Annotated in this window: 24 protein-coding genes; 5 read left to right on the forward strand and 19 right to left on the reverse strand. The window is 61.3% G+C overall.

Annotated features, from left to right (window positions below; translation table 11 throughout):
• Window positions 1-38 precede the first annotated feature (38 nt).
• From hypB to AAAX75_RS07045, 6 genes are all read right to left on the reverse strand, one after another.
• A complete protein-coding gene (gene hypB / locus AAAX75_RS07020) occupies window positions 39-722 on the reverse strand; it encodes a hydrogenase nickel incorporation protein HypB (RefSeq protein ID WP_055310413.1) in 684 nt (227 codons plus the stop codon).
• A 55-nt stretch (window positions 723-777) separates the two neighbouring features.
• Window positions 778-1,134, reverse strand: coding sequence for a hydrogenase maturation nickel metallochaperone HypA (gene hypA, locus AAAX75_RS07025; RefSeq protein WP_346979259.1), 357 nt, complete (start codon window positions 1,132-1,134; stop codon window positions 778-780).
• Window positions 1,135-1,140: 6 nt separating this feature from the next.
• Complete coding sequence (tatC, locus tag AAAX75_RS07030; RefSeq protein WP_022093860.1) at window positions 1,141-1,932, reverse strand: twin-arginine translocase subunit TatC; 792 nt, start codon at window positions 1,930-1,932, stop codon at window positions 1,141-1,143.
• Window positions 1,932-2,507, reverse strand: coding sequence for a twin-arginine translocase TatA/TatE family subunit (locus tag AAAX75_RS07035; RefSeq protein ID WP_349091582.1), 576 nt, complete (start codon window positions 2,505-2,507; stop codon window positions 1,932-1,934). The genes tatC and AAAX75_RS07035 overlap by 1 nt, the downstream gene beginning before the upstream one ends.
• 153 nt (window positions 2,508-2,660) lie before the next feature.
• Entirely contained in the window at window positions 2,661-2,975 is a 315-nt protein-coding gene (locus AAAX75_RS07040) for an STAS domain-containing protein (RefSeq protein ID WP_117769921.1), read from the reverse strand.
• 66 nt (window positions 2,976-3,041) lie between these two features.
• Window positions 3,042-4,346 carry an aminotransferase class I/II-fold pyridoxal phosphate-dependent enzyme gene (locus AAAX75_RS07045; protein WP_349091584.1) on the reverse strand — a complete coding sequence of 435 codons (1,305 nt, stop codon included), beginning with the start codon at window positions 4,344-4,346 and terminating at the stop codon, window positions 3,042-3,044.
• A 149-nt stretch (window positions 4,347-4,495) separates the two neighbouring features.
• Between AAAX75_RS07045 and AAAX75_RS07050 the strand changes: the two genes are divergently transcribed.
• Window positions 4,496-4,750 carry a hypothetical protein gene (locus tag AAAX75_RS07050; protein WP_022093864.1) on the forward strand — a complete coding sequence of 85 codons (255 nt, stop codon included), beginning with the start codon at window positions 4,496-4,498 and terminating at the stop codon, window positions 4,748-4,750.
• Window positions 4,751-4,836: 86 nt separating this feature from the next.
• On the opposite strand, the gene nhaA is transcribed toward AAAX75_RS07050, so the two are convergent.
• From nhaA to AAAX75_RS07085, 7 genes are all read right to left on the reverse strand, one after another.
• Entirely contained in the window at window positions 4,837-6,195 is a 1,359-nt protein-coding gene (nhaA, locus tag AAAX75_RS07055) for a Na+/H+ antiporter NhaA (RefSeq protein ID WP_343001151.1), read from the reverse strand.
• Window positions 6,196-6,461: 266 nt separating this feature from the next.
• A complete protein-coding gene (locus AAAX75_RS07060; RefSeq protein ID WP_349091586.1) occupies window positions 6,462-7,385 on the reverse strand; it encodes a manganese-dependent inorganic pyrophosphatase in 924 nt (307 codons plus the stop codon).
• A gap of 166 nt (window positions 7,386-7,551) precedes the next feature.
• Window positions 7,552-8,505, reverse strand: a complete 954-nt coding sequence (locus AAAX75_RS07065; protein WP_349091587.1) for an ROK family protein — start codon at window positions 8,503-8,505, stop codon at window positions 7,552-7,554.
• 241 nt (window positions 8,506-8,746) lie between these two features.
• Window positions 8,747-9,079 carry a PTS lactose/cellobiose transporter subunit IIA gene (locus AAAX75_RS07070; RefSeq protein ID WP_199411361.1) on the reverse strand — a complete coding sequence of 111 codons (333 nt, stop codon included), beginning with the start codon at window positions 9,077-9,079 and terminating at the stop codon, window positions 8,747-8,749.
• A 9-nt stretch (window positions 9,080-9,088) separates the two neighbouring features.
• On the reverse strand, window positions 9,089-9,391 hold the full coding sequence (locus tag AAAX75_RS07075; protein ID WP_035137700.1) for a PTS sugar transporter subunit IIB: 303 nt from the start codon (window positions 9,389-9,391) through the stop codon (window positions 9,089-9,091).
• 161 nt (window positions 9,392-9,552) lie between these two features.
• A complete protein-coding gene (locus tag AAAX75_RS07080) occupies window positions 9,553-10,896 on the reverse strand; it encodes a PTS transporter subunit EIIC (RefSeq protein WP_349091589.1) in 1,344 nt (447 codons plus the stop codon).
• A 120-nt stretch (window positions 10,897-11,016) separates the two neighbouring features.
• Window positions 11,017-12,417 (reverse strand): glycoside hydrolase family 1 protein, encoded by a 1,401-nt coding sequence (locus tag AAAX75_RS07085; RefSeq protein ID WP_117769925.1) that lies wholly within the window; start codon window positions 12,415-12,417, stop codon window positions 11,017-11,019.
• A gap of 303 nt (window positions 12,418-12,720) precedes the next feature.
• On the opposite strand from AAAX75_RS07085, the gene AAAX75_RS07090 reads away from it, so the two are divergent.
• Together AAAX75_RS07090 and AAAX75_RS07095 are read left to right on the forward strand one after the other, a co-directional pair.
• Entirely contained in the window at window positions 12,721-13,440 is a 720-nt protein-coding gene (locus AAAX75_RS07090) for a GntR family transcriptional regulator (RefSeq protein WP_156598143.1), read from the forward strand.
• A gap of 68 nt (window positions 13,441-13,508) precedes the next feature.
• A complete protein-coding gene (locus tag AAAX75_RS07095; RefSeq protein ID WP_195364164.1) occupies window positions 13,509-14,447 on the forward strand; it encodes a type I phosphomannose isomerase catalytic subunit in 939 nt (312 codons plus the stop codon).
• Window positions 14,448-14,884: 437 nt separating this feature from the next.
• On the opposite strand, the gene AAAX75_RS07100 is transcribed toward AAAX75_RS07095, so the two are convergent.
• Window positions 14,885-17,785, reverse strand: a complete 2,901-nt coding sequence (locus AAAX75_RS07100; protein WP_349091591.1) for a UvrD-helicase domain-containing protein — start codon at window positions 17,783-17,785, stop codon at window positions 14,885-14,887.
• A gap of 333 nt (window positions 17,786-18,118) precedes the next feature.
• Window positions 18,119-19,099 (reverse strand): undecaprenyl-diphosphate phosphatase, encoded by a 981-nt coding sequence (locus AAAX75_RS07105; RefSeq protein ID WP_349070464.1) that lies wholly within the window; start codon window positions 19,097-19,099, stop codon window positions 18,119-18,121.
• 248 nt (window positions 19,100-19,347) lie between these two features.
• On the opposite strand from AAAX75_RS07105, the gene AAAX75_RS07110 reads away from it, so the two are divergent.
• Window positions 19,348-19,785 (forward strand): universal stress protein, encoded by a 438-nt coding sequence (locus AAAX75_RS07110; protein ID WP_349091592.1) that lies wholly within the window; start codon window positions 19,348-19,350, stop codon window positions 19,783-19,785.
• 202 nt (window positions 19,786-19,987) lie between these two features.
• Here AAAX75_RS07110 and AAAX75_RS07115 read toward each other — a convergent pair whose 3' ends face one another.
• From AAAX75_RS07115 to purH, 4 genes are all read right to left on the reverse strand, one after another.
• Window positions 19,988-21,031: a sensor histidine kinase gene (locus tag AAAX75_RS07115; RefSeq protein WP_349091593.1), complete on the reverse strand. Its 1,044-nt coding sequence runs from the start codon at window positions 21,029-21,031 to the stop codon at window positions 19,988-19,990.
• 9 nt (window positions 21,032-21,040) lie between these two features.
• A complete protein-coding gene (locus AAAX75_RS07120; RefSeq protein WP_349091594.1) occupies window positions 21,041-21,712 on the reverse strand; it encodes a response regulator transcription factor in 672 nt (223 codons plus the stop codon).
• A gap of 183 nt (window positions 21,713-21,895) precedes the next feature.
• Complete coding sequence (locus AAAX75_RS07125) at window positions 21,896-22,627, reverse strand: hypothetical protein (protein ID WP_349091595.1); 732 nt, start codon at window positions 22,625-22,627, stop codon at window positions 21,896-21,898.
• Window positions 22,628-22,708: 81 nt separating this feature from the next.
• Window positions 22,709-24,316 (reverse strand): bifunctional phosphoribosylaminoimidazolecarboxamide formyltransferase/IMP cyclohydrolase, encoded by a 1,608-nt coding sequence (purH, locus tag AAAX75_RS07130; protein ID WP_349091596.1) that lies wholly within the window; start codon window positions 24,314-24,316, stop codon window positions 22,709-22,711.
• Window positions 24,317-24,593: 277 nt separating this feature from the next.
• On the opposite strand from purH, the gene AAAX75_RS07135 reads away from it, so the two are divergent.
• The gene (locus AAAX75_RS07135; protein ID WP_055310399.1) at window positions 24,594-25,235 is read left to right on the forward strand and encodes a GNAT family N-acetyltransferase; all 642 of its coding nucleotides are present in this window, start codon (window positions 24,594-24,596) and stop codon (window positions 25,233-25,235) included.
• Window positions 25,236-25,248: the final 13 nt, after the last annotated feature.

Genomic DNA, 25,248 nt, shown 5'->3' on the forward strand with positions numbered 1-25,248 from the left:
GTGTCTCTGCGGCTACGCCCGCCCGTATGGCGGCCGATTTACGCCCTTGCTTGCTCAATCTGCCCGATGAGCCAATCGCACCAGGCATCCATGCCCTCGCCCTTGCGCGCGCTCACGGCAAACCGCGGCGCCTGCGGATTGAGGTCATCGAGTGTCTTAGTATACCTATCCATGTCAAAATCGAAAGCCGGGGCCACGTCGACCTTGTTGAGCAACTGTGCGCCGGCGTGCTGGAAGATGCCCGGGTACTTAATGGGCTTGTCGTCACCCTCGGGCACCGAGAGGATCATGATGGACAGGTTCTCGCCCAGGTCAAAGTCGACCGGGCACACCAGGTTACCCACGTTTTCGATAAAGATGACGTCGATATTTTGAAGACCCACCGCCTGGTCGAACGCGTCAACGGCCTCCATGATCATGTTGCCCTCGAGGTGGCACAGGCCGCCCGTGTTGATCTGGATGGCGGGCATGCCGGCTTCCTTCATGGTGATGGCGTCGACATCCGAGGCAATATCGCCCTCGATGACGGCGCAACGCAGGCCCGCCTTGTCGCGCAGGCGCTCGTTGGTGCCCAGGATCGTGGTGGTCTTGCCCGAACCGGGGCTCGACAAGACGTTGATCACATAGGTGTTTGTCTCTTTAAATCGCTGACGCAACTGATCTGCCAGGCGCTCGTTGCGCGACAGAATCGGCGACGCGATATCAATCGTTTTCTCGGCCATACTCGGCACTCCTTACTTTGGCCCCTTTATACCCCATCACCAGATGGCTAGCGGGCTAATCGTCGGGGGTTTCAATTTCGATACTCGCGATATCGAGCTCGCGGCCGCGCAGTAGGCGCACGTTGGCACCACCACACTGGGGACAGCGACAGTGGAAGCGATCGTGGTCGAAAACCTCGCCGCAGTCCAGACACTCGCTTTGTGGATGGACCTCCTCCACGGCAAGCTCGCAGCCTCGCGTGAGCGGGTCCTCATCGCGAAATGTCTCCCACGCAAAGTCGAGCGCCTCGCGCACAACTTCGGTCATATCCCCGATACGCAGCGTTACCAAAACGGCGCGCGAGGCCCCCGCCCCACGCGCCGCGCGAATCACTGTATCGAGTATGCCGTTGACAATGCCAACCTCGTGCATACCGATTTACTCCTCGTCGTCCTCATCGTCCGAGAACAGGTCCAGACGGCTCACAAACAAGCCCTCCTTGCCCTCGCGCGCGGTAATGACCACGCGGGCAATGGCGAGCGAAATCTCGTAGAGCGAGAGCAGGGCACCATACATGAGGCCCAGCGTAACGGGCGAGCCGTCGGGCGTAATCACAGCCGAGCCCACAAGCAGGCCCACGTACACGTAGCGCCAGGCGCCGCGGAAGGCCGCGTAGGACACGATGTGGAAGACGGACAGGTAGAAGATGATGAGCGGCAGCTCAAACGCCACGCCAAAGCCGATCATAAAGAGCAGCTCCATGTTGACGTAGTTCTCCAGGTCGGGCAGCGCCGTGGCGACGGCCGAGGTCTCGCCGATAAGCCACTCAAAGCCCGCCGGGATGATGATGAAATAGCAGAAGATGGCGCCCAGGAAGAACAGCACCGTCGAGGCGAGCACCGTGGGCACGACCCATTTGCGCTCGTTGGGACGCAGTGCCGGCAGGAAAAATGCCAGAATCTGCCAGATGATCATGGGCGTGCACATGACCACGGCCATCTTGATGGCCAGCGAGAAGCGCAGGCCAAAGCCGCCGAGCGTGGTGGTGATGTAGAACTTACCGTCCGGCACAAAGGAGCGGATGGGGTCTTCCAGGATGTCGAGCACCACGGGCGTGGCGAAATACAGCACGATGGCGGCGGCAAACACCGACACGACCACGATGGTCAGGCGGCGACGGAGCTCGCCCAGGTGATCGAAGAGCGGCATGCGCGCAGGTCCGATAGGCATTACTCATCGCCTCCCTTCGGGGCATCGGCGGTGGCAGCCTCGGCAACGGCCTCGTCCTCGGCCTCGAGCTCGCGGGCGAGCTGGTCGACGACGGCCTTGCGCTTGCGGGGACGACGGGCGTAGAGGTCAGCCGTCGTGGGCTCTGACGGCTCGGGCTCCGGCTCTGCAGCAGGCTCGGCGGCAGCGGCAGGCTCGGCGCCCTCGGCCTCGGACTCCTCAGCAGCACCCTCGCCCTCGGCGGCAGCCTCGCTCGCGGCCTTCTCGGCAGCAAGACGGGCGCGACGCTCGGCAAAGGTCTCCTTCTTGGCGGGCGCTGCCGTCTCGGCGGCATCCTTGTCCGCATCGGAATCGTCATCGACGGCAGTCTTCTTGGGCTTGACCGGTGCCGAAGCGGCCTCACTTACCGGATCGATAATCTCGGACTGAACAACGGCCGTCATCTTTTCCTGCGTCTCGCGGAACTGACGGATGGCACGGCCGATTGTGCGGCCCATCTGCGGGAGCTTATCCGGGCCAAACAGCAAAAAGCCGAAGACCACGATGATCGCGAGCTCACCCTCTCCAATACCAAACACACATACCTCCAAGGCTCGATGTGAGTCGAGCCCGCACCGCGCCATTCGGCCGGAACTCGTCTATTCATTCGGTCAAGTATAGCGCCCGGACGCCAAAACGTCCGAGCGCATCACAAACATATGCCAAACGGCACGCCCTTTTGGGGGCAAAGATTATGCCGCCGTGATCGAAATCTCCTGGTCGACGCCCAGCAGCTGAACCACGCGCATCACCTGGGGCTGCACATTAGTGCAGCTAAAGCGCTTACCGTGGTCGACCGCGTGGTGCGCGGCGCCCACGAGCACGCCAATGCCCGTCGAATCGATGTAGCTCACCTGGGCAAAATCGAGCTCAACGGCCTCAGTGGGCTGCTCGAGCGCCAGGTCAATGGCATTGCGCAGGCTATCGGCGTTAGAGATATCGATCTCGCCGGTTACCTTAATGGTGTAGATCTCCGGTGTGGGGTTGGTGGAAATACCCAAATCCATGCATACGCTCCTTTACGTATCGAAAATGCGGATAGTACTGGGCGCGGACTTGCGGGGCCCTAGGCGTTAGGCGCGCTCGGCACGAGCAAGCTCGGCAGCGACGAGTTTGACGGCCAGCACCAGTACGTCGAGTGCTGCCTCCAGGTCCTCGACCGTGGGATAGCTCGGCGCGATGCGGATGTTGGTGTCGCGCGGATCCTTGCCATAAGGCCAGGTGGCACCAGCCGGCGTAAGCTTGACGCCCAGGTCGGCACAAAGCGCTGCGACCTTTTGGGCCGAGCCCTCGGGACCATCAAAGCTCACAAAGTAGCCGCCGCGGGGATGCGTCCAAGTGGCGCAACCCGTCTCGCCCAGGCCCTCGGTGAGCTTACGCTCAACGGCCTCAAAGCGCGGGCGCAAGAACTCGGCATGCTTTTTCATGTGCTCCTTGACCGCCTCGATGGTGGGAAGGAAACGCACGTGACGCAGCTGGTTGAGCTTGTCGGCGCTGATGAGGCCGGCCTTCAGGCGCTTGGAGAACTCCGCGATAACCGCGGGGCTCGCACCGATAAAGCCGATGCCGGCGCCCGGGAAGGTGATCTTGGACGTCGAGGCAAAGGCCACCACGCGATCCTCGGTGCCCGCCGCGCGAGCGAGGTCGAAGATATTGGCGAGCTCGTCGGTCTCGTCGTACAGGTCGTGCACGCAGTAGGCGTTGTCCCAGAAGATGCGGAAATCGGGCGCGGCCGTGGGCATCTCGACCAGGCGACGCACGGTGTCCTCGCTAAAGGTGATGCCCGTGGGGTTGGAATACTTGGGCACGCACCAGATGCCCTTGATGGAGTCGTCGGCGGCAACCAGGCGCTCGACCTCGTCCATGTCGGGGCCGTTGTCGGTCATCGCGACGGGGACGTTCTCGATGCCCAAGTCGGCGGTGATGCCAAAGTGACGGTCGTAGCCGGGAACAGGGCACAGGAACTTGACTTTCTTGCCGTCGTGCGCGGCCTCGTAAGCCTCCCAAGGGTCGCTACCACATGAACCGCAGCGCCAAAACATGCCGGCGATATCGTGCTCGATCAGAAGGCTCGACGAACCCAGTACGAGCGTCTGCTCGGCAGGGCAACCCAGGAACTCCCCCGCCAGCTTGCGCGCCGAGGGAATGCCCTCAAAGCAACCGTAGTTTGAGCAGTCGACGTTGCCGTCGTGCAGATCGGCATCGGCATTGAGGATATCGAGCATGGGTCGAGAGATGTCCACCTGGGAGGGCGACGGCTTGCCGCGGGCCATGTCGAGCGCCAGGCCCTTGGCCTTGACCTCGGCGACCTCGGCTTTGAGCGCCTCGATGGCGGCATCGAGTTCGGTGGTTTCCATCTTCTGGTAGATCGTCTGCATGGGTGCGACCTTTCGCGAAGCGGGACGTTGCAGTTCGTCTAAGTATAGACCGCCACCGCCGCAACGGCATGAAGCCGTGATAGATTAAGTTCATCGCAATGATTTACGAATCGCCGCGCATGCCGGCGCGGGGCGCCCAAGGAGGCACTATGGAGTACGGATCGTTTCAGGCCGAGGAATTCGGCGACCTGCAGCGCCTGGTCGACGGACTGTTTTACGACCGCCACGCCATCGACCGCCTGGATCTGATCGTACAAGCCGAAATCTTGGACCTGGCGCCCGATCTCATGGAAATCGTCAACCTGCTACCGCCCGGCTATTACGACCGCCAGTCACTTTGCGACCAGCTCAACTCCGCCTTGGCCGCCCACGGCTGGGGCGCCGTCTACGGAACGGTGGAATAAGCCTAGTCATTTAAGAACGTCCCCATTGACTAAAACGCCGCTTGTGATGGTGTCCACAGGCGGCGTTTTCAAACTTGTATATGCTTTTACTTGTCTTTGGGCGCGGGGTGTTTGCAGACCACGCTCATGTAGATCATACCGAGCACGGCAGCGGTGACCGAACCGGCAAGGATGGCGGCCTTGGCAGCCAGAACCTCAAACTGGGCCGTCGGGAAGGCAAGGCCGCTGATGAGGATCGACATGGTGAAGCCGATGCCGCCCAGAATGCCCACACCGGCAATCATGTGCCAGTTGACATTGTGCGGCAGCTCGCAGACCCTGAACTTAACCAGGGCAAACGTCATGCCAAAGATACCGATCGGCTTGCCCAGCAGCATGCCAAAGTACACGCCGAGCGTCACTGGGTCGGTGAGCAGCGTGCTCATGTCCACACCCACTAGGCGAACCTGTGCGTTCACGAACGCAAAGATCGGCAGAATCACAAAGTTGACCGGCGTGGAGATCAGACGCTCCATGCGGATGAGCGGCGGGGTCACGCGGTGCATGACGCGCTCGACCCTGGTGGTCGAGACGGTAAAGTCATGCTGGCCCAAGATGTGCGCCTCGTCGTCGTAGCGGTCATCGAGCAGCGGCAGGCACTCGCCCAACCAATCGGTGAGGCTATCGAGCTTGACGCCGCACTTGGCCGGAATGGTAAAGGCCAGGATGACGCCGGCGAGCGTGGCATGTACACCGCTCTTGAACATGCAGAACCACAACAGCAGGCCCAGTACCGAATACGGGGCGAGGCGGTAATGCTGCGTCTTGTTGAGCCACACGAGCGCGCAGGTCACCAGCGCGGCGGCGCCCAACCAAAACGGATTGGGGCTCTGACCGTAGAAGATGGCGATGGCGGCGATGGAGATGAGGTCATCGGCGATGGCGAGCGTCGAGAAGAACACGCGCACGCCGTTGGGCACGCGGTTGCCCAAAAGCGACAGCACGCCCAGCGCAAAGGCAATATCGGTTGCCATGGGGATGGCCCAACCGTTGCGGGCGCCGGCATGGTTAAAGATCAGGTAGATGCAGGCAGGAACGACGACGCCGCCCACGGCCGCCAGCATGGGAAGCATGGCCTGACGCGGATTCTTGAGCTCGCCGACCGTCATCTCGTACTTAAGCTCAATGCCCACCAACAAAAAGAAAATCGCCATGAGGAAGTCGTTGACGAAAAGCTCAACGGTAAGACCGGCCGTAAGGTTGCCCAGACCCACATACAGCGGGGTCTCCAAAAAGTGATGGATGGCCTCGTAGGCATCGGTATTGGCGCAAATGACGGCGGCGATAGCGGCGAAGACCATGACCGCGGCGGAAATCGTGCCGTTCTCGGCGATGCGCTCCCAAATGTCGTGGCGCTCAAAGCGCTTGCGCTCACGAACGTTGAACAGCTGCTCAGTTGCTGCCATGGGCGGCTCCTTTCACGGGAAAGCTCCCGTCTTAAAAAAGCACGGCCCGCCCAAGTGGCGGCGCCGCGCTCTAACGTATTACGCTTGCATCTAGCCTACCCTGCACGACAAGCACGCAGGCGTGGTCGAAAAGCGGAACCACAGGTTGAACATTATTTGCTCAACGGCGCGGGCACGCCTGTCCAAGAGACGACGCGGCGCATGCACAAAAAACGACCGGAGCGCGGGGCGTCCGCGATCCGGTCGTGGCGTTTGGTCAACTAAACCTAGCAGGCGGCCATGATGGGGGCAGCGACCTGCTTCTTACGGGAGAGGACGCCCGGCATCCAGACGCCGTCGTGCTCGTCGGCAATGCCCAGGCCCTTCTGAGCAGCCTTGGTCTCGCCCTCGAGCAGGACCTGCGAGCCCTCCTCCATGATGTCGGTGATGCACAGGACAATGCCGTCAGCACCCTTCTCGGCGGCGTAGGCGCGCATGGCCTCGCGAATCTCGTCGGTCATGCCGAGTGCGCGGCTCTTGTCGACGGTCTCGTACTGGCCGATGAGCAGCTTCTTGCCGGCGGGCTCGAACATCTTGATGTCGTTGCCGACCATCTCGGCTGCGGTGAAGGAGCCGGACGGGCGGGTGAGGAAGACTTCCATGCCAAACTTGACCGGGTCGACGCCCACCTGCTCGCCGAGCTTGGCGGCGACGGCGCGGTCGACATCGGTGGTGGTGGGGCTCTTGAGCATGAGCGTGTCGGTCATCATGGCCGAGAGCAGCAGCTTGGCCTGGACGTCGGAAAGCTCAACGCCGAGCACGCCGGCGAGCTTGGTGACGATGGTGCAGCTGGAGCCCCAGGGCAGGCAGATGTAGTGCAGCGGGCCGGCGGTCTCAAAGTCGCCGATGCGGTGATGATCGACAACGCCAAAGACCGTGGCGTCCTTAAGGCCGGCGACAGACTGGGCAGACTCGTTGTGGTCGGTGAGGACGACGAGCTGACCGGCCTCGACGGACTCGATCACGCGGGGCTCGGCGACGCCGGCGTCGGCGAGCAGCTTGGCGGACTCGGCCGGAAGCTGACCAAGGGCGCAGGCCTCGTAGGTGTTGCCGGCATACTCAACCTGGTTGAGCAGCTGGGACAGGACGACGGCGCTCATGATGGCGTCGTTATCGGGGTTCTGGTGACCAAAGACAAGAACGTTTGCCATGGATATCCTCCACTTGATATGTGTACTTGGACGTAGCTATGGTAGCACGCCGATGCCGAGCCTTCGCAGACAGAAGGGCCACGGCATATTTTGTGGCAGGCATGGGGGCCAAGGCTGTCCCTTTTGCACCATGTTGGTGCAAAGTAACCTGACCCCCTTGCACCAGCTATTTGCCGGCAGCGCGCAGGGCTACGTAGGCGGCACCGATGATGCCGGCGTCGTTGCCGAGCGAAGCGACCTTAATGGGCGTCTCGCGCGAGGCGGAAAGCGCGTAGCGCTGGAAGTGCTCGCGAACCTTGTCGAGGTAGACATCGGCCGAGGCAGACGCACCGCCGCCGATCAGGAACATCTCGGGGTCGACCACGTTGGCAATAAGCGCCAGGGCACGACCGAGATAATCGGCCATGGTATCGGCCGCGGCCAGCGCGAGCTTGTCTCCCTCGCGGCAGGCCTGGAACACGTCCTTGGAATCGGAGGGGCCGGTGAGCTCGATGGGGTCGACGCCAGCCTTCTTGCACTCGGCAAGGTAGTTGCTCACCACGCCGGTGGCGCTGGAATACTGCTCCAGGTGGCCATGGCCGCCACAGCCGCAGGTGCGCTCCTCGGCCGGGTTCAGGCACATGTGGCCAATCTCGCCGCCGGCACCCACAACGCCCGATACCACGTCGCCGTTAACGATAACGCCGCCGCCCACGCCGGTACCGATGGTGACCATCACCACGTTCTGCACGCCCTTGGCAGAACCGAGCCAGGCCTCGCCCATGGCAGCGGCGTTGGCATCGTTCTCATACTTAACGACCGCATCGGGGCAGTGCTCCTGAATGGCGACCCTCAGCTCGGGCAGGTTAATGGCAATGTTGGCCTTGACCTTGGCATCGCCCGACGCCGGGATGGGGCACGGAACGGCCAGGCCAATGCCTGCCACAAAGGCACGCGGAATCTGCGCCTTGGCGACCACCTGGTCGATAGCCTCGGTCACCGCGGCAAAGCCCGCAGCGTCAACGATGGGAGGCGTGGGCACGCTGGCCTTGGCAAGCAGGTTTCCGTCCTCGTCGAACAGGCCCTCCTTAACCGAAGTGCCGCCGACGTCGATGCCGATGTAGTACTGTTTAGGTTCCATGGGAGCCCACCTTTCTCGTTTAAACATTGCCTGTATGGTACCGCTCCCAAGGCAAAAACCTACCAAAAAGAGACAGGTTTGTTTTGGCAGGTTTTATCTGGGAAAACGCAAATGGCTGCCCAACAGGCCACGCAAGACCATTCCCAAAAAGAAGGGCGCCGGGAGGCGGTGACTCCCGGCGCCCGTCAAAGGGACTATGTTGTCTGCTGGACCGCACGGTCCATCGCGGCGATAACGCCGACTAGGCCTGAAGTGCCTGCAGCTGCTTGTGAACCTCGATGAGCTCCGTCGCCATGACTCGCATGGTCTCGGTACCGGCCATCTGGTCCTCGGCATGCAGCAGAATCAACGGGGCCTCGCCGTTACGCTCGCCGTTGGCCTCCTTCTTCAGAAGCCCCATGTGAACATCGTGACCACCGTTATAGGCCTCGTCGCCCTGCTTGATAAGCTCCTCGGCGGCGTCAAAATCGCCCTCCTTGGCCTTTTGCACGGCATTGATGTACATGCTCTTGGCGGTACCGACGTAGCTGATGATCTCAAAGCAGGTCATCTGCAGTTCGTTCATATCGTCCATGCGGAGCACCTAGCCCATCACGCTGACGCAGTGGTCGATGATGCCGGCAGCGTTCATGCGGCCGTAGTCGACCATGTTGATGACTTCGACCGGAAAACGACCGGCGGCCTCCTTCTCAAAATCGCCCTTGGTGTAGCCGATCTGCGGGCCAAGCAGCAACATGTCGCACTCGTCCAGGTGATCGTGGGCCTCGTTCATGGGACGAGCCTCGACCTCAATATCCAGACCACGGTTCGCAACCTCGGCCTGCATCTTCTGGACCAGCAGGCTCGTGGACATACCGGCATTGCAGCAGAGCATGATCTTCTTCATGGTTTCCTCCTTATAACTGCGCGGCGCGCAGACGACGACTGGTTGTATTCCTTGCGGTTATTGTGCCCGCTCCCCTGTATCTTTACGCAAGGGAGAGAGCCGCGGGCACCGGCACCGCGTACCGGCGCCCGCAAAGGTGAAAGGGACGAACGTTAGGCGTTCTACTCGGCGAGAGCCTCCTGCTTGGCGATTGCCTTCTCGGAAATCTTCATAAAGGGCAGGTAGACGGCCATGCCAATGACAATCTCGAGAGCCTGCCACACGCCGGCGCGCCAGTCAAAGCCCGTAGCGAGCAGGGCATTGATGACGGGAGGCATGGTCCAGGGCACCTGGGCGATGCAGGGGCTGATGATGCCTGCGCAGGTAAGGCCATAGGTGATGCCGATGAACAGATCGGGAAGAAGGACGAACGGGATCATGAGCGGCAGGTTGTACACGATGGGGTAACCGTAGATGACCGGCTCGTTGATGTTGAACAGACCAGGCAGGATAGCCATCTTGGAAACGGTCTCGGAAGCCTTGTTCTTGGAGAACAGGAGCGTGTCGAGCAGAAGCATGAGGGTGCAGCCCGAGCCGCCGATGAGGGCGAAGCTGTTAACGATCTGCATGTTCATGTAGTGATCGGGCTGGATGGTGCCACCGGCGGCAAAGGTAGCCATGTTGTCGACGATGAGCATGGTCAGGATCGGCTCGACGGTAGCGCCAGAGATGGTGGACTGGTGAATACCGACGCAGAACAGCAGGTTAGCAAGGGTGTAGATGAGGATAACAGCCCACGGACCGGCGTTCATGATGCTCTTGAGCGGGTTGGAGATGCACGTGGAGATGATGGTGCACAGATCGGTGCCGGCGCACACGGCGAGCAGGGCTGCGGCAAGAGCGAAGACCGCGAGGTTGAGCAGCATCGGGATCATGACGTTGAAGGAGTTGGAGACCGCGGGAGGCACGCCCTCGCCCAGCTTAACCTTGAGCTTCTCGACGCCAGAAATCTTGATGAAGAGCGAGACGGAAAGCAGGGCGATGATAATAGCCGAGAACAGACCGTTGGTGCCGGTGTTGGCAGTCGAAAGGGCGCCCGTGACCTCGGCGGAGGTGATCTTGTCGGTGAGCAGCGGGCTCGTGGCGGCAAGCGAGGCGGTGATCTGCTGCGGCATCATGATGACGAAAGCAGAGATAGCGACGACCACGCAAGCGAGCGGGTTATCGAAACGCTTGTTCTTAGCGAGGCTGTAGCCAATCAATCCGGCCAAGATAATGGCAGAGACGTTGAGGGTGCCCAGCGTAATTGCCGAACCCCACGTCTGAAGGTTGGCAAGGCCCGCCGCATCGAGCGGGAACAGAGGGAACACGACGTTGTTAATAAGAACCGCGATACCCGCAAGGATATAGAGCGGCGTGATGGTCGCGAAGGCGTCACGCAGGGAACGCAGGTGAACCTGGTTTCCCACCTTCGCAGAGACCTCGGCAAACTTGTCGAGGAAGCTCTTTCCGTTGTCACTGGCCATGATTGCTCCTAACTTTCAAATCCGGCCTTTTCCTATGCGCACGGTGGTCTGTCGCCCTCTGCCACCAGATGTGCCATGTGTTGCGCGCAGCGGCGCGCGGTCTGGGCGTTCGCCCGTTCGCTAATCAACCACGTGAGTCGTGGCGACCTGCTTGAGCCAAGCTGCCGACTTCTTAAGGCGGCGCTTGTAGCCGTCCATAAGGTCGACCTCGACAAAACCGTAACGGTTCTTAAAGGCATTCGCCCAAGACCAGTTATCGATGACGGCCCAATAATGGTATCCACGACACTTGGCGCCCTCGGCAATTGCCTTGGCAACCCACTCCAGGTGCTGGCGTACAAAGTCGACGCGGTAGTCATCCTGGATGGTTCCTTCGGCGTCTCGGTTCTTGTATTCGTCCATGATGCCGATGCCGTTCTCGGAAACGAACCACTCAAGATCGGGGTAGTTCTTAGCGCAGTCCATGCCAAAGTCGTAGAGGCCCTGCGGGTAGATCTCCCAGCCGCGGCTCTCGTTCATAACGGCGTCGGGCCACACGTACTCGTCGGCAAAGTGCGGCAGACCGTACTGGTCGATCTTGCTCGCCGGCGCCTGAACGCGCGTGGGGTGGTAGTAGTTGCAACCGAGCCAGTCGACAACACCCTGCTTAAGAATCTCTTGGTCGCCGGCACGGAACGGAAGCTTAACGCCGCCCTCGGCCAGGCTGTCGAGCACGTCGGCGGGAAGCTCGCCCTTGGTAATGAGGTCGAGCCACCAGCGGTTGTTGATGCCGCTGGTCATACGCACGGCCTCGAGGTCCGCCTCGCTGGGGTTCTCCTTGGTGTAGACCGGGGTAAAGCAGTTGATCATGCCGATCTTGGCATCGCTGCGAACGGCGCCCTCGTCATAGGCGCGACGGTAGTTGGCCACGGCCAGCGCATGTGCCAGCGAGATGTGATACTGCACGGTGCGAGCGCGGCTAAAGTCGTGGAGCTGCGGGAACCACACGCCCTCCTGATAGCGCTGCTCGGGCTCGACGATGGGCTCGTTAAAGGTGAACCAGTACTTGATCTCCTGGCCAAACTCGTGGAAGGCGACGTCGGCGTAATGTGCGTAAGCCTCGACAACCTCACGGCTCTCCCAGCCGCCACGGTTAAAAAGGTAGGTGGGCATGTCAAAGTGGTACAAGTTGACAAACGGCTCCAGGCCGGCTTCGCGAGAGGCGCGGAACAACTCGTGATACCACGCGGCGCCCTCCTCATTAAGGTTGCCGTCGGCATCGAGCAGACGGCTCCACTGGATGGAAGTGCGATAGGTATCCAGGCCCAAGTCCTTCAAAATGCGAAGGTCTTCCTGGTACTTGGCCATAAAGTCATTGCCGGCGTAAGAGCCAACGCAGTTGTAGAACGAGCCCAGATCCTGGATGGACCAGGTGTCCCACAGGTTCTCGAGCTTGCCGCCCTGGTTCCACTGACCCTCAGTCTGCGGGCCGGACATAGCAGCGCCAAAGAAGAAGTCGTTGGGCAGCTGATACTGTGCCATCAAAGTCCTCGCTTTCGTGTTCTAGAGCTTCCGGTTGGAGACGGGTTTGCTTTGGCAGGTTATCCGGCGCGGGCGCGCACCGGTCATACCGATATCCAACCCGCCAAAACAAAACCGTCCCCAAACGGTCGATCCTGTTCTGCGGAAAGATTCCGTTCGTTGCTTAAACTATAGCGCTCTGATTCTAAAAGTAAAGCGTCTTTTTCTTTTTTCTTTCTCGAGCTTCTTAGATAAAGGTTATATGGGTGCCTTGTTAAGGGTTATACTTACTTGCGTATTGATATATGTCGGAAAGGAGGTTCAATGATTCCCAAATACGAGGCGATAGCTGCAGATATTCGTCGAAGCATCGAGGATGGCACTCTTAAACCGGGCGACAAGCTTCCCACCGTCGTTGAGTTCTGCGAGCTCTATAGCGTTTCCAAAATCACCGTCAAACGAGCTATCGAGCAAATCACCGAGGAAGGTCTTATTACCAGCCGACGCGGATCGGGTACCTACGTTAAGGACACGGCGGGACTTCCCGGTCAGGCGTTTTTCCAGGGCAAAAACGACCGTGCCCAGGGCTTTTCGTATGAGCACCGCGGGGAGAAGGTGACCTCGGTGGTCTACGATTTCTCGATTGTTAATCCACCAGCGGACATCGCAGCCCAGCTGGGAATTGCCGAGGATGACTTTGCCTATCACATCGTGCGCGTGCGTCAGGCCGATGAGAAGCCCATCGTTATCGAGTACACCTACATGCCCCTCGAGCTGATTCCAGGCCTTAAAAAGAAGGACCTGTACGGATCGGTCTACCACTTCATCCGCGAGCAATGTGGGCTGAAGATTTCGAGCTTCCACCGTACCATTCGCGCCGTGGCAGCAACCGAGGAAGAAGCCGAGCGCTTGGACACCAAGCCTGGCTCTCCCCTGCTCGAGCTCACCCAGATTGGCTTTTTGGACAGCGGCGCCGCCTTTGAGTATTCGGTCTCGCGCAACGTTGGCGACCGCTTTGAGTTGCACAACGTAACGTTGGCATAGGTTTTTGTAGTCATCCGGGCGCTCGCTTTGAGCTGTTTTGTGCAGCGCCCGCGCAACACAATGGGGGTATGAACATGTCCGATTTGATTAAGCTGACGCCGATCTTCCACGAGAAGATCTGGGGCGGTCGCCAGCTCGAAACCGTATTTGGCTACGACATTCCCGATGGACCCATCGGTGAGTGCTGGGCCATCTCGGCCCACCCCAACGGCGACTGCCAGATTGCGGAAGGCCCGTATGCAGGCCACACGCTGTCGTGGCTGTGGGCCGAGCACCGCGAGCTCTTTGGCAACTGCGAGGGCAAGGAGTTCCCACTGCTCATTAAGATTCTGGACGCCAAGGACGACCTTTCGATCCAGATTCATCCCAACGACGAGTACGCCGCCAAGCACGAGAACGGCAGCCTGGGCAAAACCGAGTGCTGGTATGTGCTGGACTGCGAGCCCGGTGCCACGATCATTGTCGGCCAGCGCGCGCACGACCGCGCCGAGGCCGCGCAGATGATCGAGGACGGCCGCTGGGACGACATGCTCAACGTACTGCCGATCCACAAGGGCGACTTTTTCCAGATTGATTCCGGTACCGTGCACGCCATCAAGACCGGCACGCTCATTTTGGAGACGCAGCAGTCGAGCGACGTGACGTATCGCCTGTACGACTACGACCGTCCCGGCACCGACGGCAAGCTGCGCCCACTGCACATTGAGCAGAGCCTCGACTGCATCGACTTTGATGCCCAGGCTCCGACCGACGGCACGGTGACCGCGCCCGAGGTGAACGGCGTGACCGAGCTCGAGTCTAACTCCTGCTACACCGTCGATCGCGTGCGCGTCGACGGCAGCAAAACCCTCGACCAGCGCTGGCCCTTCATGTGTCTGTCGGTCATCGACGGCGAAGGCACCGTCTGCGGCGACCCCGTCCACAAGGGAAGCCACCTGCTGGCCCCGAGCACCGTCAGCTCCATCGACCTCGAAGGCAAGATGGAACTGATCATCAGCCACCTGTAGGCCACCGGTCCCCAAGCGCTCGCCGGGACGGGGCGCGGGGTTTGGTCGCCTGCTCGGACAGTCCTGCTCGCACGGAGAGCACATTAAGTGCTCTCCGGCTCGTGCGGAACTCGCGATCGACCAAACCCCGCATCCCATCCCGGCGAGCCTCCGACTAGCAACAACAATCAAAAACGCAACAAGGGGCTCCCCCGTTCTTTAACGGGGGAGCCCCTTGCCATGTCTAAGTATTCAGCCCACCCGGCTCTCCAGATCAAAAAGCGAACGAGCAAAGCGACGTTCGCAAGCAGCGTTACCCAAGGACCTGGGCGGGCGTATGGGGCAACATCGATCGCGAGTTCCGCACGCAAAGGAGAGCACTTAATGTGCTCTCCGTCTTGCGCAGGACTGCCCGAGCAGGCGATGTTGCCCCATACGCCCGCCCAGATCCGCCGGGATCACGACAGCTTGACGATCGGTGCAAAACCCTTCATCAGCTTTTTGGTCTGGCCGGTCTTTTCGAATTGGACCTCGATCATGTCTCCGGCGACCGAGATCACGGTACCCGTGCCAAAGGTCTTGTGGCTCACGGTATCGCCCGCGGCAAAGTCCTGCGATGCGCTGGCACGATCGACCTTGCGCTCCACCGTCGGGGACACCTTGGACGACGGCTTTTTGGCTCGCGGCGCGCCCGAGCCAAAGGTCGAGGCAACACGGCCGGCGTCGGGCGAGACCCCACGATGGCGCTCGGTCCCGTAGCTGCTGCCGCCAAAGAAATCGTCAAAGCTCGATCCACCGCGCGAACCGGAACCGCCGGTCGAGCGCGTATGCGAGCCAAACACCTTGCCGCCATACATATCCGAACCCATGCCCGAGCCAAAGGTGCCGTGACGGTCGCCGCGCTTCTCCCAGCCCGTGCCTTCAAAACCGGCAGAACCGATACCGCTAAACTCGATATCCTCAAACGGAATCTCATTGAGGAAGCGCGAGCGCGGGTTGGCAGAGGTCGAGCCGTAGGTGCGACGCGTGGCCGCATAGGTCAGGAACAGGCGCTTGCGGGCGCGCGTGATGGCGACGTAGGCCAGGCGACGCTCCTCCTCAAGCTTACCCGGGTCATCGCTGCCGCCAAAGTCGTGCACGTGCGGGAAGATGCCCTCCTCCATGCCGGCCACGAACACCGCCGGGAACTCCAGGCCCTTGGCGGAGTGGATGGTCATCATGGTGATGGCATGCGTCTCGCCGGCCAGGGAATCCAAGTCGGAGCGCAGGGCCAGCCACTCCATGAGTGCCGGCAGCGCCTTACAGGTGAGCGGACCGTAGGTGCGCTCAATCTCGTCGGCATGCACGGCACCCGCCGGCATCTCCGTCGGCGCGGCATACGCGTTGCCCGCGATGGCAGCAGCCAGGGCATCCTGCGGAGACAGCGCCGGAGCAGCCAGACTATCGAGCGGATTGGAGCCCGCGGCATCGCGCGCGCCGACGAGTGCCTCAAACGAGGATGCCGGGGCAGATGGCCCCGGTTCGGGCGCAGGCGCGCTCACCACGACGGGCTCGGGCTCGGCGCCGGCAGGCACGTCGGCAACACCGGCTGCGCGCAGCTCTTCCAAGCTCTCGAGCGTACCCTCGATGTCCTCGTGCGTCTCCTCAAATTCGGCAGCGACGCCCAGAAATTCCTGGATGTTCTCGGCGCGGCTCTCGGACTCCATGGTGCCCTCGGCGCGGAAAGCCTGCAGTAGGCCCGTCTTATCGACAATCATCTCGACAACGTCCTTGAGCTCGCCGTCCATGCGGCGACCCTCGCGCACCAGCGACACAAAGCTCGACAGGCCGTTGCGCACCTTGGCGCTAAACATGCCGGTTTCGGCACACGCGATCTCGCAAGCCTGGAAGAACGAGCAGCGGTTGTCGCGCGCCAGCTGCTCGATCTTTTGGATCGAGGTGGAACCGATGCCGCGGCGCGGTGTGTTGATGACGCGCTTGACGCTCATCTCGTCGGCCGGGTTCACGATCATCTTAAGGTAGGCCATGACGTCGCGGATCTCGGCACGGTCGAAGAATCGCGTGCCGCCCACGATCTTGTAGGGCACGCCCGCGCGCAGGAACATATCTTCGAGGATACGCGACTGGGCGTTGGTGCGATAGAACACGGCGATGTCGTCGTAGCTCGTGCCTTTGGCATGCAGTTTCTCGATCTCGCCGGCAATCCAGCGACCCTCGTCGCGTTCGTCGCTCGCCTGGAAGGCCTGGATCTTCTCGCCATCGCCCTCGGCCGTAAACAGGCGCTTGTCCTTGCGCTGCGAGTTGTGGCGCACCACGGCGTTGGCGGCGCTCAGGATGTGACCCGTAGAGCGATAGTTCTGCTCCAGCTTGACGGTCTTGCAGTTTTTAAAGTCCTTCTCAAAGTCCAGGATGTTGGTGATGTCGGCGCCACGCCAGCTGTAAATGGACTGGTCATCGTCGCCCACGACCATGAGGTTTTGGTACTTAGCGGCCAGCAGGTTGGCGATTTCGTACTGGACGTGGTTGGTGTCCTGATACTCGTCGACGCTAATGTAGCGGAAGCGCTCTTGGTACTTATCGAGCACCTCGGGACGGGTGCGCAGCAGCTCGAGCGCGCGCACGAGCAGGTCGTCAAAGTCCATCGCATTGGCGGCGCGCAGGCGGCGCTCCAGCTCTAGGTAGACCTGCGCGGCCTTTTTGTCGTTGGGGCTATCGGCGCTCTTGAGCATGTCCTCGGGGCCGATCATGGCGTTTTTGGCCGAGCTAATCTTGCTGCGGATCATGTTGATGGGGAACTGCTTTTGCTCGATGCCGAGCGCCTGCATAATGTCGCGCACCATGCGCTTTGAGTCATCGTCATCGTAGATGGTGAACTGGCCGGTGTAGCCCAACAGGTCGGCGTCCTCGCGCAGCATGCGCACGCACATAGCATGGAAGGTGCACACCCACATGCCACGGGTGCCGCTGGGAATGAGTGCCGCCAGACGCTCGCGCATCTCTGCCGCGGCCTTGTTGGTAAACGTAATGGCAAGAACCTGCCAAGGCTTAACACCCAGGTCGCCGAGCATATGTGCGATGCGGAAGGTCAAGACGCGGGTCTTGCCCGAGCCGGCGCCGGCGAGCACCAGCAACGGGCCCTCGGTGGACAGGACCGCCTCGCGCTGGGCGGGATTAAGGCTGTCGATGTCGACGAGCGGTTTGGCGGGCTTGGGCGCCGGCGCGGGAGCGTCGTAGATGTCGAGCGGAACGAGCTCGGGCTCCGGCGCAGCGGGGGCGGTGTATGCATCGAGCGGCACGGGTTCCGGCGCGGGCGGTACGGGTACCGCGGCGTTCTTTTCCCAGGGCAGGGGCTGGGTCATGGGCGACTCCTCATCTGACGGACGGCGCGCCTGCGGGCGGCGCCATAGTTTGAGCCGTACCAGTATACCGAGCCGCGCGGACACCGACGCAAATCACACCACGACTCCGTGCGCCACCGTCAGGCCCGCCCCAGCGAATTTGGTGCATTGGGGTCAGGTTGCTTTGCACCAATCTATTGACAATCACGAAACCGCCGATGTCATGGCAGCAGCAGCGAGCGGCGGCCAGGGCGAACAAATTGGCATGAAAAGAGGGCGGCATAGACCTTTTGGTCATGCCACCCTCTTTGAATAACAAGTTGTCGCCCTGGCCGCCGCGCAGCGTCAACCAAGTTACAGGCCGAGCATAGGCTCCAGAACGAAGAAGTATGCGAGCACTACGATGCCCAGGATGATGCGGTAAACACCGAAGCACTTAAAGTCGTGACGGCGGACGAAGCCCATGAGCCACTTGATGGCGATGAGCGAAACCACAAAGGCCACAACGCAGCCCACGCCCAAGATAGCGACCTCGTTGGCGCCGAACGTGCCGCCCTTGATGAAGTACTTGACCAGCTTGAGCGCACTTGCGCCAAACATAACGGGAATAGCCAGGAAGAACGTAAACTTGGACGCCACCGAACGCGTGCAGCCCAAAAGCAGGCCACCGATGATGGTAGAACCGGAACGAGACGTACCAGGCACCAGCGAAAGCACCTGGAAGCAGCCGATACCCAGCGCAGTCTTCCAGCTCAGGTCCTCGAGCGTGGCGATGGAGCCAAAGTCCAGATTCTCGTCATCGTCCTCATCCTCAGCGGTAGCCGCGGCGGGCGCCGCAAAGTGCGCACCGGCGGGACGTCCGCCCGCCACCACAGCACGCGAACCAAACGAACCGGCAACGGCCATTTCCTCGCGCTTGCTCGCGCGCCAGTTCTCAATCACGATAAACAGTACGCCATACACAATGAGCGCCAGCGCCACGACGGGAGCATTGTAGAAATGCTCCTCCATCCAGTCGTTGAGCGGCAGACCGATCGCCGCGGCGGGAATGCAGCCGAGCACAATCTTGCCCCACAGTACCCAGGTGTCGCGACGGCCCTCCTTGCCCTTGCTGGGCGAGAACGGGTTGAGCTCATGGAAGAACAGGACGCAGACGGCCAAAATGGCGCCAAGCTGAATCACGACCAGGAACATATTCCAGAACGTCTCGCTCACGTTCATCTTGACGAACTCGTCCACCAAGATCATGTGACCGGTCGACGAAACGGGCAGCCATTCGGTGATGCCCTCGACCAGGCCCATGAAGGCAGATTTTAGAAGCTCGATGATATCCAAAGGGACCCCCTCGTTAGACACCCGCCGATATTGTTCTGCGGACGGTGCGGGCGATGTCCCATTATCAACCGTTGGCGGCGCGCCTGTGCCTACCCTTACCAAAAAACTCGCCCGTTCACAGAATTGCGAGCGGTCAAACCGAAATCCTTGGGTATAACTGCAACAAGATAAAGTGTCCGGCGGCCAACGCGCCCGCGCCCGCCCGACGCACGAGCCCCGCGCCCGTGCGATAGACCAAGGAGGAAACCATGAACGAGGGCTATGCCAAGGTATTTGTTTCACTCGACGGTACTGAGCAGCAGGATTTTGTGCTCGCACGCGCCATCAAGGTCGCCGCGAACAACGGCGCTAAGCTGATCATCGGCCACGTTATCGACTCCACGGCGCTCGAGAGCGCCGGTTCCTATCCGGTCGATCTGGTCAACGGCCTAGAGGAGGCATTTAAGAACTCCATCGCCAAGCAGCTCGAAGAGGCCAAGGCCAATCCCGACATTCCCGAGGTCGAGGTCATGATTCGCGCCGGCCGCATTCGCGAGACGCTCAAGGACGAGATGCTCGACGTGGTTAAGCCCGACCTGGTGCTCTGCGGCGCACGCGGCCTGTCCTCGATCAAGTATGCGCTCCTGGGCTCGATTTCGACGTTCCTGCTACGCAATACGGACTGCGACATCTTGGTCGTGAAGTAGCGTTGCTCCCACCGGCCGCGGGGCCTGCGGGGTTTCCACGGGCACGTCCTCGCCGCGTTGCGGCTGCGGGATGTGCCCGTGGAAACCCCTCCCGGCCCCGCGGCCTTCGCAGCCTTACTTCAACGAGTTGTCTGATAGAAAAATGGTGTGCCGCCCCGTTTGGGGCGGCACGTTTTGTTTGGACGGGCGTTTGCCGTGTGCGTTACTCGAAGTATTGGAACTTGTTGGTTGAGAAGGCGAATGTTACGACGAAGCCTTTGCCGGAGTCGGATGCCGCGGTAACATCGATGCCCATCTTGGAGCACAGGCGCGCCACCAGGTAGAGGCCAATACCTGTTGCACGTTTGGTGGTGCGGCCGTTGTCGCCGGTAAAGCCCTTCTCGAACACGCGCGGCAGGTCGGCCGCGCTCACGCCGCAGCCGTTGTCCGCGACGGTGAGCTCGATGCGTTCGCTCGCCAGGCCCTCGTCCAGCAACGCGCCCGAAAACACGATCTTCGCGCCGTCCTCGCGCGCATATTTAATACTGTTCTGAATAAGCTGGCCCAGAATAAACTCGAGCCACTTCTCGTCGGTAAAGACCTCGAAGTCGAGGTTCTCGCACACCGGGGCCACGTGCGCCGCGATGAGCTCGCGCGCGTTGGCTTTAATCGCGCCCGTCACCAAGGTCTTGAGATCCCAGCGGCGAATCAGGTAGTCCCGCTCCACGACTTCCGAGCGCGCGTAGTACAGCGCCTGGTCGATATAGCGCTCCACGCGAGTCAGCTCACGGCCCAGGTCATCCACGCGCGACAGGTCGTCTTCGCTGCCATCCAGGTTTTCCAAAATCAGGTGAGCCGCCGCCAGGGGCAGCTTGGCCTCGTGGACCCAGCTCTCGATATAGTCGCGATAGTCATCGGTCTGACGCCGGCCTTCGGCAACCTCGTCGCAAGCGGCTTTGCCCACCCGGCGCAAGACCTCGTACTCGAGCTCGCCCTCGGCATAGGTCGGGCATTGCACCATCTCCTGCACCCATGCGGGACTCTCGAGCTCCTCTGCCGCACGCTCCAGCTGGCGCAGAAAACGGCGACGGCGCGCGTATTCGATCACGATGCCGAGCATACCAAAGATAAAGGACACGCCGACCGCCACGACCACGATGGATGCCGAAGCACCGGCGACCGTCAGCACAAAGCAGCTCAGCAGCACGCCGCACGTCCACACGGCGACGGGAAGCAGCGCATCTTTAAAGAACTTGCCAAACGACATAGCCGGCCCCTAGACCGAATAGCCTTGGCCGCGATGCGTAGTCAAATACCCCTTGATGCCGATTTTTTCGAGCGTGGTGCGCAGGCGGTTGATGTTGACGGTGAGCGTATTGTCGTCCACGAAGGCGTCGGAGTCCCACAGATCCTGCATGATAGCCGAGCGCGAAACGATCTTGCCCGCGCGGCTCAGAAGCAGCGAGAGGATACGCAGCTCGTTTTTGGTAAGCTCGGTGCTGGTGCCGGTTGCCGTGTTGGTGACCGTAGAGCGGGCGAGGTCGAGCTCCAGTCCCTTGTGGACGAGTGTGCTGCGCTCGCCTGCCGCCGTGGTGCGGCGCAGCAGGGCATTGATGCGGGCCACGAGCACGCGCGCGCTGTAGGGCTTGGGAACAAAGTCGTCCGCGCCGAGCGTCATGGCCATGACCTCGTCGATCTCGGTCGTGCGCGACGTGAGGACGATGATGGGGACCTCGGATTCGCGGCGAACCTCGTGGCAGATATGCTGGCCGTCCTTGACGGGAAGCGTGAGGTCGAGCAGCACCAGGTCGGGCGCGGCGGCGAGAATATCGCGCGAGACATGCTCAAACGATTCGCAGGCCTCGATTTCAAACCCGGCGCGGGCAAGGATGTCGATAAGCTCACGACGAATGGGCTCGTCGTCCTCAACGACATAGATCAGCGCCATGTGTCCTCCCATTTCGCGTAACTTGCACCTTTCACACCATTATGCCCACAGCGTCGCGAGTACACGCCTCGCGCGGTGCCAGGTGACAGAACTGTTCGCGAGCGGGGCCGTTTTGTCCGCCTCGCACTCGCAGCGGTGGCGGGGACCAAAATGATTCTTTAATCCCCGTCCCAGAAACATCATTTAGCGGCGGGCACGGAGCTTTTCGTAGCCTTCGGCGAAGAAGGCGACCGTGGCGGCGTCGGAGTCGGCGGCGTCGGAGTCGGCGGCGGCAACCACACCGTGCTCGTCGCTCACCAGGAACAGGGCACCCTTGAGCTGCGCGGGAATATCTACGCGCGTGACCGGGATGCCCTTGGTCTGGGCCAGCTGCTCAATGAGCGTCGCCGTGCCGCACAGGCACTCGTCCTCCGGCGCCACAAAGGCCAGCTCACCGTCGTTGACGGCAGCGAGCAGCTCAGGCGCCACGCCGGTCTCGTCGGCCTCGGAGCGGGCCTCGGCGGAGCGGGCACGCAGCGCCTTGGCCGAGGTGTCAGCCAGCGGCTCGTACTCCCCCACCGTCATGGCGGCATTGCCGTTGACATCGATCACCAGCATGAGCACGCCGTCGTGCGCAGTGTAATCGCCCTCGGCAAGCGACCACTCAACGTGCTGCTTGGCCCAGCTGAGCATGTTATGGGTAAGCGGCTCGCCCTGCACCAGGCGCTCGGACAGTGCGCGAATGTGGCGGTTGAGCATGGGCACCTTTTTGTTGGACATGCGCCAACGGCAGACAAGCGCGGGCTTGTCGAGCGTAAACTTCTCGACCGCCTCCTGATTGGCGCAAAAGTCCTCGTACGCACGCTGATCCTCGGCATTGCCAAACAGCTCGGCATCATCAATCTGGGGCATGGTCATACCTTTCGTGTTAGTCATTCCGTCCTCTTATACCAAAAAGACGGCCCTCCAAACGGAGCGACCGTCTTTTGCAGAGATTATTTTGTTTCGGGGCGAAACTTAGTGCCTAAAGTGGCGGGCGCCGGTAAAGACCATAGCAATATTGTGCTCGTTGCAGGCCTGGATGCTTTCGTCGTCGCGCTTGGAGCCGCCGGGCTGGATGATGCAAGTCACACCGTGCTCGGCAAGCACGTCGACGTTGTCGCGGAACGGGAAGAACGCGTCGCTTGCGCAGGCAAAGCCGCCCTTCTCCACGCCCTCGCGCTCGCAGAAGTCCTCGGCGCGCTCGCAGGCCAGCAGCGCAGAATCCACCCGGTTAGGCTGACCCGGGCCCATGCCAATGCCGGCCTTGCCCTTGGAGACCAGGATGGCGTTGGACTTAACGCCCTTGCAGACCTTCCAGGCAAACTCGAGCTCGGCCATCTCGGCATCGGTGGGCTTGCGGTCGGTGGGGAACGTAAAGGTCGCGGGATCCTCGGTCACGTGGTCGACCTCCTGCACCAGCATACCGCCGTCGACGGAGCGCAGCTCCACCTGGGCGCCGTGGTCCACGCCGCCGGTTGCCAACACGCGTAGGTTGGGGCGCTTGGCCATGCGCTCGAGCGCCTCGTCGGTGTAGCTCGGGGCGATGATAACCTCGACGAACTGCTTGTTCTGATCGGCAAAGTGCTCGACCAGCTCATAGGGAACCTCGCGGTTGCAGGCGATGATGCCGCCAAAGGCGCTCTTGGGATCGCAGGCGAAGGCGCGGTCGTAGGCGGCCGTAATGTCCTCGGCAACGGCGGAACCGCAGGGGTTCTGGTGCTTGAGGATTACGCAGGCCGGCTCGTCGAACTCGCGGACCAGGTTCCAGGCGGCGTCGGCATCCAGATAGTTGTTGTAGCTGAGCGGCTTGCCCTGGATCTGCTCGGAGCCCACGAGCGGGAACTGCGAGCTCGCGGTGTTCTCGCAGCCCTCGGCAAAGCGGTAGACCGTAGCCTTCTGCTGAGGATTCTCGCCATAGCGCAGGTCGTCGACCTTCTCCAGCGAGATCTCGAGCTTGGCAGAGGTGTCCGCCACGTCGCTTGCCTGGGCGGCAAGCCAACGGGAGATAGCCGTGTCGTAGGCGGCGGTGGTCTGGTAGACCTTCACCTGCAGGCGACGACGGGTGGAAAGCGTGGTGCAGCCACCGGTCTCGTGCATCTCGGCCAGGACGGCATCATAGTCGGCCGGGTCGGAGATGACGGTAACGCTTGCGGCGTTCTTGGCAGCAGAGCGCAGCATAGAGGGGCCACCGATGTCGATGTGCTCGATAGCGTCCGCGAAGGTGACCTCGGGGTTGGCAACGGTCTTCTCGAACTCGTACAGGTTGACGACGACCAGGTCGATCAACTTAATGCCGTGCTGAGCCGCCTCCTGCATGTGCTGCTCGGAATCGCGGCGGGCCAGCAGCGCGCCATGAACCTTGGGGTGCAGGGTCTTAACGCGGCCGTCCATCATCTCGGGATAGCCCGTGAACTCCTCGATGGGGGTTACGGGAATGCCCGCGTCCTCGATGGCACGAGCCGTGCCGCCCGTAGAGATGATCTCGACGCCAAAGTCGTCAACCAGCGTCCGTGCGAAATCGACGACGCCCGTCTTATCGGTAACCGAGATCAACGCGCGTGCGATCTTCACATCAGATCCCATGCAGTCCTCCTGTCTGGTACGCCGCCGTGCTCTGTGAGTCGGTGATACGTCGATCTGCAGCGCTCGCGCAGCGGCATTGAAAATACTGATTTAATGTAGCGCATCGAGCGCATCGATGCACCCCGCAACGGGCGCATGTGCAGAAAAAGTTTGCGAGCGGAGGGGATGGGCATGGCACCGGGCACGGTGAGTTCATGGAACACAGGGGCACCATAATTAGATGCCAATGGCGTGGTAGAACTGTGCTCGATATGCATCCGCAAAAGAAAGAGGCACCATGGTCTCGCGGGTTCTCTACCGACCGTTTGATACCGAAGACTTCGACGCCATCGCGCTGATTCTGCAGCAGCTTTGGCATAACAATTCGGATAATGATGAGTACAACCGCCTTGAGGCCGCGTGCGACCTCGCCTATTGCCTTTCGTCGTCGACGTTTTCACAGGTTGCCGTAATCGACGGTCAGGCGCGTGGCATTTCGCTCGCGCGTGCGGGACAGAGCTCCGGCGCCACTATCAACGAGCATTGGATGGATACCGAACGCGCGCTGCTATCGCAGATGCGTGAGCTAGAGCCCGATGCGTGCGCCGAGTATCTCTCGTTTGTGCGCGCAACCATCCGAACCAACAACCGCCTGCTCGAGAGCAGCCCGTTGCCGCACGACAACGAGGTCACGCTGCTTGCCGTGGATCGCGATGTCCATGGCCTGGGCGTTGGCACGGTTCTGCTCGATGCCGCCGTCTCGCACCTGTCCTCGCTTGGAGCGACGAGGGCGCACCTGTACACCGACTCCAACTGCTCGTGGAAGTTCTACGAGCTGCACGGCTTTAAGCGCACGGCCACGCACCGCGCCAACCGCGAAGAGCGCCGTCACGACATGCCGCGCGAAAGCTTCCTCTACGAACTCGATCTAACAGCCTAAACCCAGCAGCCAT

Source organism: Collinsella sp. CLA-ER-H7 (genome assembly GCF_040092345.1).
GTDB lineage: Bacteria > Actinomycetota > Coriobacteriia > Coriobacteriales > Coriobacteriaceae > Collinsella.